Origin of the sequence: Mycobacterium sp., assembly GCF_035274705.1 — a bacterium.
Taxonomy (GTDB): domain Bacteria; phylum Actinomycetota; class Actinomycetes; order Mycobacteriales; family Mycobacteriaceae; genus Mycobacterium.
Genome location: NZ_DATENY010000047.1, coordinates 21,179 through 29,169 on the forward strand (window position 1 = coordinate 21,179; position 7,991 = coordinate 29,169).

The 7,991-nt window shown below is 66.8% G+C and carries 8 protein-coding genes and 1 pseudogene; 6 read left to right on the forward strand and 3 right to left on the reverse strand.

Translation table 11 applies throughout. The features are described 5' to 3' along the window. Complete coding sequence (locus VJV41_RS11720; RefSeq protein ID WP_325333823.1) at positions 1–858, reverse strand: patatin-like phospholipase family protein; 858 nt, start codon at positions 856–858, stop codon at positions 1–3. A 37-nt stretch (positions 859–895) separates the two neighbouring features. Between VJV41_RS11720 and VJV41_RS11725 the strand changes: the two genes are divergently transcribed. Beyond that, positions 896–1,621 carry an HAD family acid phosphatase gene (locus tag VJV41_RS11725; protein WP_325333824.1) on the forward strand — a complete coding sequence of 242 codons (726 nt, stop codon included), beginning with the start codon at positions 896–898 and terminating at the stop codon, positions 1,619–1,621. Here the strand turns inward: VJV41_RS11725 and VJV41_RS11730 are convergent, their stop codons facing one another. Continuing rightward, positions 1,622–2,485, reverse strand: a complete 864-nt coding sequence (locus VJV41_RS11730; protein WP_325333825.1) for a class II glutamine amidotransferase — start codon at positions 2,483–2,485, stop codon at positions 1,622–1,624. It abuts the gene before it with no gap. 34 nt (positions 2,486–2,519) lie between these two features. Here VJV41_RS11730 and VJV41_RS11735 point away from each other — a divergent pair. Together VJV41_RS11735 and VJV41_RS11740 are read left to right on the forward strand one after the other, a co-directional pair. Further along, positions 2,520–2,735: pseudogene (locus VJV41_RS11735) on the forward strand (alcohol dehydrogenase catalytic domain-containing protein); the annotation flags it as partial. A 17-nt stretch (positions 2,736–2,752) separates the two neighbouring features. Then, positions 2,753–3,493, forward strand: a complete 741-nt coding sequence (locus tag VJV41_RS11740; RefSeq protein ID WP_325333826.1) for an SDR family NAD(P)-dependent oxidoreductase — start codon at positions 2,753–2,755, stop codon at positions 3,491–3,493. Between the two features lie 21 nt (positions 3,494–3,514). Here VJV41_RS11740 and VJV41_RS11745 read toward each other — a convergent pair whose 3' ends face one another. Continuing rightward, complete coding sequence (locus tag VJV41_RS11745) at positions 3,515–4,567, reverse strand: dihydrodipicolinate reductase (protein WP_325333828.1); 1,053 nt, start codon at positions 4,565–4,567, stop codon at positions 3,515–3,517. 79 nt (positions 4,568–4,646) lie between these two features. Between VJV41_RS11745 and VJV41_RS11750 the strand changes: the two genes are divergently transcribed. From VJV41_RS11750 to VJV41_RS11760, 3 genes are all read left to right on the forward strand, one after another. Next, positions 4,647–5,768, forward strand: a complete 1,122-nt coding sequence (locus VJV41_RS11750) for a BTAD domain-containing putative transcriptional regulator (RefSeq protein WP_325333829.1) — start codon at positions 4,647–4,649, stop codon at positions 5,766–5,768. Between the two features lie 50 nt (positions 5,769–5,818). After that, the gene (locus tag VJV41_RS11755; protein WP_325333831.1) at positions 5,819–7,558 is read left to right on the forward strand and encodes a serine/threonine-protein kinase; all 1,740 of its coding nucleotides are present in this window, start codon (positions 5,819–5,821) and stop codon (positions 7,556–7,558) included. A 125-nt stretch (positions 7,559–7,683) separates the two neighbouring features. Beyond that, positions 7,684–7,991: DUF732 domain-containing protein (locus tag VJV41_RS11760; protein WP_325333833.1), on the forward strand; the 308-nt coding region annotated here is incomplete at its 3' end.

Consider the following 7,991-nt stretch of genomic DNA (forward strand, 5'->3'; position numbering starts at 1 on the left):
TCAATGGCCGAGGAACTCGGCTACCGCCGCCGCCACCCGCCTGCCCTGTTCACGGCCCGCCAGTGCCGACGGCTTCCGGCACGCCGGGTCGAGCGGATTGCGGCCGAACGCGGCCAGCGATTCGTCGTCGGCGAACACACCGAACGCCGCCCCGCCGAACGCTGCGACCTCGTCGCCCGAGCCGGCGCCGAACGGCGACGGGGTCGAGGCGCCCGACGGCACCAGCACCACCGCGATATCGCAATCGTCGGCGAGTGCCAGGTTGACGCTGCTGCCCACGCCACCGTCCATGTAGCGGCGGTCGCCGATCGTCACGGGCGGCCAGACACCGGGCACGGCGCAGCTGGCCGCGACCGCATCGACCAGACCGACGCCCGATGTCCCGTCGAACGCCACCAGCTCGCCCGTCGCGACGTCGATCGCGCTGATCCGCACCACCCGATCCGGCCAGTCATGCGACGGCAGGCGCGCAGCGATCACGTCGCGGCGCACCGCTTCGGTCACGGTCTGCGTCGACAGCGCGACCGCCCCGATCTTCTGCAGCTTCTCGGCCCCGCTGGCGCCGGGCGTCGTCACCGCGGAGAGGAACAGCTCGGTGATCTCCTCGATGCCGACGTCTGGGTTGATCTCCGCTGACGACTCCGTCGTCTGCCGGTCAAACAGCGCGTCGAGTCCCAGGCCGCTGCCGAGCTGAGCGGCGACCGTCGAACCCGCCGACGTGCCGACGATCACGTCGGAGTCCCTCAACGCTTGCGCGGTGGTGGGTGATTCGTCGTAGATACCGCGCAGAATGCCGGTCTCCCATGCGATTCCCGCCAATCCGCCGCCGGCGAGCACCAATGCCCGTTTCGTCGTCACGCCAGTGAGTGTGCCAGGCCACCGCTAGGGTTTGCGCATGCGTACCGCCGCACCGTTCGCCGCCGTCGTCGCGGCATTGATCGGCTTCGCACCCGTCGCGCTCGCCGAGCCGCCCGCTCCTCCGCAGCCGATCGTCCCGCCACCGGTGCAGCCGGCCAACATCGGCGACTTGAAATCCGAAGCGATCCAGTATTACGACAGCGGCGCGTATCTGACCGATCTGCAACTGGCGACGGCTCCGGCGATCGCATGGATCAACGACGAGGCGCCGCGGGTGCAGCGCCCGGCCGTCGTATTCGATATTGACGAGACGGCGTTGTCCAACTGGGAAGCGATCAAAGCCAACGACTTTGGCCGTGTCATCGGCGGCTCGTGTGACGGCTTGCCGACGGGGCCGTGTGGTTGGCTGGCGTGGGATCTGCGGGCACAGTCGACGGTGATCCAGCCGACGTTGGACGTCTTCAACACGGCCAAGGACCGCGGCGCGGCGATCTTCTTCATCACCGGCCGCAACGAGCCCCAGCGCGCCGCGACCGAACGCAACCTGCAGGCCGTCGGCTACACCGGGTATTCCCAGCTGCTAATGGAACCCGTTGGTACGCACTATGCCTCGGCCGCCGACTTCAAGGCGCCGCAGCGGGCCCAGATCGAGCAGCAGGGTTATACGATCATCGCCAATCTCGGCGACCAGCCCTCGGATCTGGCCGGCGGATTCTCGGAGCAGATGTACCAGTTGCCGAACCCGTTCTATCGCATTCCCTGATCACGCAACCGAGCCATGTTGCGACGCAGCCGCTTTCGCGGTCAGGCCATCGTGGCGCAGTTGGTTCTTGGGCGGTTTAGGGAACGCGATCTGCCGGTTGATCTGCAAGTCCGCGTCGACGTGCACCAGCTCGCCAGGCGCAAGCAGCTGCCAGTCGTCGTCGTCCATCGGCTCGCTGGCGAACAACACCGACGCGTCGGACGTGAGGTGTTCTGAATGGGCGGTGATGCGGCGGGTTTCCATCCGCAGCCGCCTGTCCTCGACCTCGCGGCGGTCGAGCACGTACAGCCTGTGGGTCTCCGGATAGCGCAGCGCCCACATGTCGGTGGCCGTACTGAGCAGCACGTTGACCGCGAAAATCGGCACGGCTTCGGCCAGCCAGCCGACCGCGTCGACGATGCCCGCGGTCACATCGCCGCCACGCTTGCGCGTATGCGCGGTGATCAGCGCAAAGATTCGTTCGGAGTCGGTCTCGCCGTGCACCAGGTCGGCCACGCCGAGCTCACCCAGTCGCGCGTCGAGCACGTCGAGTCCCGTCACGACGCCGTTGTGCGCGAAGATCCGCCCGTCCTGGAGGAACGGATGGGTGTTGCGCAGTTCGAGGGCCGCACTCGACGAGTAGCGCACGTGCGCAATGAACGTCGTTCCGGTCAATTCGTGTGCTTCGGTGGCGAATTCGCTGTCCTGCCAGGCAGCGATCGGCTCCTTGTCCACCACGGGTTTGCCGTCCGCCTCGAACACACCCAGTCCCGTGCCGTCAGGGTTTCGCCTGCTCTGTTCGACGAGATTATCGGGCGCCTCGAGCAGCCAGAACGTCGCGGTCACCACGCGCTTGTCGGCGTGCAGCCCGAACAGCCGGCACATGATCCGATGGTAGCGTGGCCGCGAAGGGAGCGAAATGGTTGAGACGATGCGGGACGAGCGTTTCTACGCTGATTCGAAAACTGTTGCAGTGGAGGATGTTCCGATACCTGAACCTGGCCCTGGCGGGGTGTTGGTCAAGGTAGCGCTCTGCGGAGTCCGCCATTCCGACCTGAGCCTGATCACCGGAGCGTTTCCCCGGCAACTGCCAATGGTGACCCAAGGCCACGAAGCCTCGGGCACCATCGCAAGGCGAATCCTGGTCAAACCGTGAGCGGGCTGAGCGGACGGGTCGCCCTGGTCACCGGTGCGTCCGGCGGCATCGGCAAGGGCATCGCCCGCGCACTCGCCGACGAGGGCGTGGACCTGTTCCTGGCCTACGGACGCCACAGCGACGACGCGGAAGAGGCGGCGGGGTATGCCCGCGGCTTGGGCCGACGGGTCGTCGTCGCATCCGCCGATCTGGCCGACCCTACTTCGCCCGCCCGCCTCGTCGAACAGGCCAACACCGAATTGGGCGGCGTCGACGTTCTCGTGGCCAACGCGGGCACTGCGACGATAACCGATTGGCAGGACATCGATTTGGAGTCGTGGAACGCCACGCTCGCGATCAACCTGACCGCTCCGTTCCTGCTTGCGCAGCAGGTGTTGCCCGCCATGGTCGAAAGGCGATTCGGGCGTGTGTTGTTCATCTCATCGATCGCGGGCCTCAACGGTGGCGTCGTCGGTGCTCATTACGCCGCAAGCAAAGCCGGCTTGCACGGCCTGACGCATCACCTCGCTCCGCGGGTGGCCGCCGACGGTGTGACCGTCAACGCGCTGGCGCCTGCGCTGATCGGCGACACCAAGATGTTTCCCGTCGATCCCGATACGGCGTCCACTCCGATACCGATCCCGGTCGGGCGGGCCGGCAGACCCGAGGAGGTCGCGGACATGGCAATTGCCATGCTGCGCAACGCTTATCTGACCAACAAGGTGGTCACGCTCGACGGCGGCATCCTGCCGCGCTGATGCGGCTTGTGTGACGACTCGCTAGCCCGACAGCTGCGGTGCGGCCCTGCCACTGATCAGCGGCAAGTCGAGATACGTGGCAATGCCGGGTTCGGCGGCGCACACCGCCGGGATGGAGTTCACGCAATGAGCCGCAGTGCCCACAATGCCGTACTCCGGGCCCTCCCCGCCGATCGCGGATTGAAAACCCTTCACGCTGATGGAGATGTCCGGGTTGCCCTGGACCTCCATTTCGTATCGCTGTCCTTCGGGGCCGAATGTCCATGCAGGATCGAGGTTTTCCTCACCCATCAGCCAGTTCACCGTGACACGGACAACCACGTCGTCGCCGACGAGGGCTTCCCAGTGGAACTTGCGGCCGGCCACCTGACGCGGTTCGATGACTCCGATCGGTGAGTCGATCGCCGCGGTAGCGACGGCGATCTCCTGCGACGAGCGGATTTTCGGGTCGGCCTTGAACCCCACCTTGTCGACGATCATCCGGACCGCCTGGATGAATCCGCCGTCGAGCAACTTCTGCATCGGCCCGCTGAGCGCCTTCTCCGGAACCTCACCGAAACCCATCACGTAGCGAACGACGTCGGGAGCTTCGTAGGTACGCAGGTCCGAAAACTCCTCGGCGCGAACGAATGTCACGCCGGTCGACATTGCCGAGAACATCAGCGGGAACTTCTCACTGATGCCGCCCGGCGCGATGCCCGTGCCGTGCAGTGTCGCGTCGCCTTCCAGCGCCGCGTCCCGAAGCGGTCCGACTTGACTCTCAGTGGGATAGAACCAGCCGAGCGGTGTCACCACGTTCTTGCCGGACCGCAGCAGTGCCTCGACCTCGTCGGGGTTGGGCAGCAGCGGCGCGTACAGCACCGCGTCGGCGTCCAGGGCCAGGATCTCGTCGACGTTGTTGGTCGCGATGACGCCCAGCGGCTCGGCGTCGATGATCTCGCCGACGTCCTTGCCCGACTTGTCGGGCGAATGCACCCAGCAGCCGACCAGTTCGAGTTCCGGATGTTCCAGCACGCCGTTGATCGCCGCGACGCCGACACCGCCGGTCGCCCACTGCACCACCCGCAGAGCCATGGCATCTCCTCGAAAACTAGAACACGTTCTACTCAGGTCTACACCACGTTTGCGCGCCGACGGGTCACAATTGCCGGTGATGGACAAGATCGGTTTCGGGGTGCTGGGGCCGCTGCAGGTGACCGTCGACGGCGCAGCGGTGTCGCTCGGCACCCCCAAGCAGCGCGCCGTGCTGGCCGTGCTGGTGATGAATCGCAACAGGCCCGTGGGCATCGACTCGCTGATCACCGCGGCGTGGGAGCAATGGCCGCCGTCAGAAGCCCGCGCCAGTCTGCACTCCTACATCTCGAACCTGCGCAAGCTGCTCGGCGAGTCACGGTCGATGCTGGTCAACGCGCCGCCGGGATACCGGCTCTCCGTCGCCGACACCGCCTGCGACATCGGCCGATTCGTGATCGAGAAGTCCGCAGGCGTACAGGCCGCCGCGGCCGGCCGCTTCGAGGAAGCCAGCGTCCACCTCACCACGGCGCTGGCCGAGTGGCGCGGACCCGTGCTCGAAGACTTGCGCGACTTCGAGTTCGTCGACGCGTTCGCGACGGCGCTCACCGAGGATAAGATCGTCGCGCACACCGCACGCGCCGAGGCCGAAATCGCTTGCGGGCGTGGCTATGCCGTCAGCGGTGAACTCGAAGGCCTCACGGTCGAGCACCCTTACCGCGAGCCGCTGTGGGCGCAGCTGATCACCGCCTACTACCTGGCCGATCGCCAATCCGACGCACTGGATGCCTACCAGCGGCTGAAGACCACGCTGGCCGACGACCTCGGCATCGACCCAGGCCCGACGGTGCGCGCCCTACATGAGCGGATCCTGCGGCAGCAGCCGCTCGACGTGAAGAGGGCCGCGACGACCACAGCCGTTCACACCGTCCTCAACATCGACCTACGCACCTCGGTCGACGCCTCGGCCGCGCTGGCGAGTCTGCGCTCGGCCTCCGGCCGCGTCTACCCGCTGACCGCAGCCGCCACCCGAATCGGGCGCCTGGACGACAACGACATCGTGCTCGACAACGCCAACGTCAGCCGCCACCACGCCGTCATCATCGATACCGGCACCAGCTTCGTGATCACCGACCTGCGATCGGCCAACGGAGTCGAGGTGGGCAACGAGCGAATTCGCAGCACCGCGACCCTGTCCGACGGCGACCAGATCCGCATCTGCGACCACGAGTTCACCTTCGAGATCGCGCCGCGCGAGACCTAGCCCGGCATTAGGGTGTGTTCGCTGGCAAATGCACACCGAGGAGACGGCGAATGAGCGGCGACGAACGGGACTCCCGCGCGGGTACCGATTTCGGTCGCTACCGGTTGCGGCGGCTGATCGGCCGCGGCGGCATGGGCGAAGTCTACGAAGCCGAGGACACCACCAAGGACCGCATCGTCGCGCTGAAGCTGTTGCCGGAGGCGGTTTCTCACGACCCGGTGTTCCGCAAGCGGCTGCAGCGCGAGGCGCATTCGGCCGGCCGGCTGCAGGAGCCACATGTGGTGCCGATCCACGACTACGGCGAGATCGACGGCGTGATGTTCGTCGACATGCGCATGATCGACGGCACCGACCTGCGCAAGATGCTCAAGCGGTTCGGGCCGATGACGCCGGCGCGGGCGGTGGCGATCGTGCGCCAGATTGCCTCGGCCCTGGATGCCGCGCATGAAAGCGGTGTCATGCACCGCGACGTCAAACCCGAGAACATCCTGATCACCCGCGACGACTTCGCATATCTCGTCGACTTCGGCATCGCCAACGCCGCCACTGACGAAAAGCTCACCGAGCTCGGCACGGCCGTCGGCACCTACGCCTACATGGCGCCGGAACGATTCACCAACGACGAGGTCACCTACCGCGCCGACATATACGCGCTGACATGTGTGCTGCACGAATGCCTCACCGGCTCGCAGCCGTATCCCGGCGACAGCGTCAGTGTGGTCATCACCGCGCACCTGATGCAGCCCATCCCCAAACCCAGCGAGGAACGCCCGGGAATCCCCGCGGCTTTCGACACGGTGGTCGCTCGCGGTATGGCCAAGAAGCCCGAGGACCGCTACGCCAGCGCCGGCGATCTCGCGACGGCCGCGAACGACGCGCTGAGCGCACGGGATCAGGATCAGGCCGCAACGATCCTGCAGCGCAGTCAGGACGCCACGATGCCTGGCACGCCGATGCCCCTGCCGCCGGGCCAGCCCATCCACCAGACTCCGCCGCCCACGCCACCACCCACGCCCCCGCCGATGCCGTCGCCGCCGGGGGCGACGCCTGCGCCGTATCCGGTCGCGCGGCCCGTCGCCTTCCACACACCGCCGCCTGCGAGCGGCCCACCCAGCGGGCCGATGTGGACAGCCGCACCGCCCCCGCCGCCCGGGCCCCGGCGCCCGGGCAACAAGGTGCCGTGGATACCGATCCTCGCGGCGGCCGCGGTCTTCGTGGTCGTCTTGGGTGCGCTCGGGATCTGGTTTCTGGTCAAACCGGGCGACTCCTCGTCGTCGGGGCCGACGACGACCGCGACCACCACACCGACAACCGAGTCGGAAACCACCCGAACCCGGCCGCCCAGAACCACCACCACTGAGCCGTCGCAGTCGTTCGACTCGAAGCTGATGGCACTGCTGCCGCCCGGATATGGCAGCGACGCATGCCAAGGTGTCCATCCGCCGGCTCCGGGCGCACTGGCCACGGTCGACTGCACGACGCCGTCCACTCCCGGCGGACCGGCGAATGCGCGCTATTCGTTGTTTGCCGATCAGGCCACGCTCGACACCCACTTCGACGCGGCGATCGCCGAGAACTCCGAGCTCGTGCAATGCCCAGCCAGCGGCGTCGATTCGCCGACGACGTGGCATTACACGGACACGCCGACCAAGGTCGAGGGCCGCATTGCCTGCGGCACCTACAACAACAGCCCAGACGTGACGTGGACCAAGGATTCGGACCTTCTGCTGGCCGACGCGCAGGGGCCGAAGCTCGAGGACCTGCACAATTGGTGGCTCAAATACGGTTGATCGCGAGCCGCTGAACCCGTCGGCGCGGCCGCCAAGAATCTTTCAAGAATTCGCCAAGCCCGCTATCGGACTCTGATGTCAGCCCGGAAAACAACCGGAAACAAGACGACATCACGAGGAGTCCAATGTTCGCTTCGTCGCGCCTCACCACGTTCGCAGGCACCGCGCTCGTTGCGGGAGCTCTCGGACTGGCCGCCGTAGCTACCGCCGGCACCGCCAGCGCTCTCCGGTCGACGGACGACGCGTTTCTGACCGAGATCAGCAGCGAAGGCATTACGTACGACAGCGCCAAGGCCGCCGTCTCCAACGCGCACTACGTGTGCAGCGCGCTCGATGACGGTGCGAAGCCGGTCGACCTGGGCCAGGAGATCCTCGACAACACGGATCTGACCACCCATCAGGCCGCCGTCTTCGTGGTCGCCTCCGTGAACAC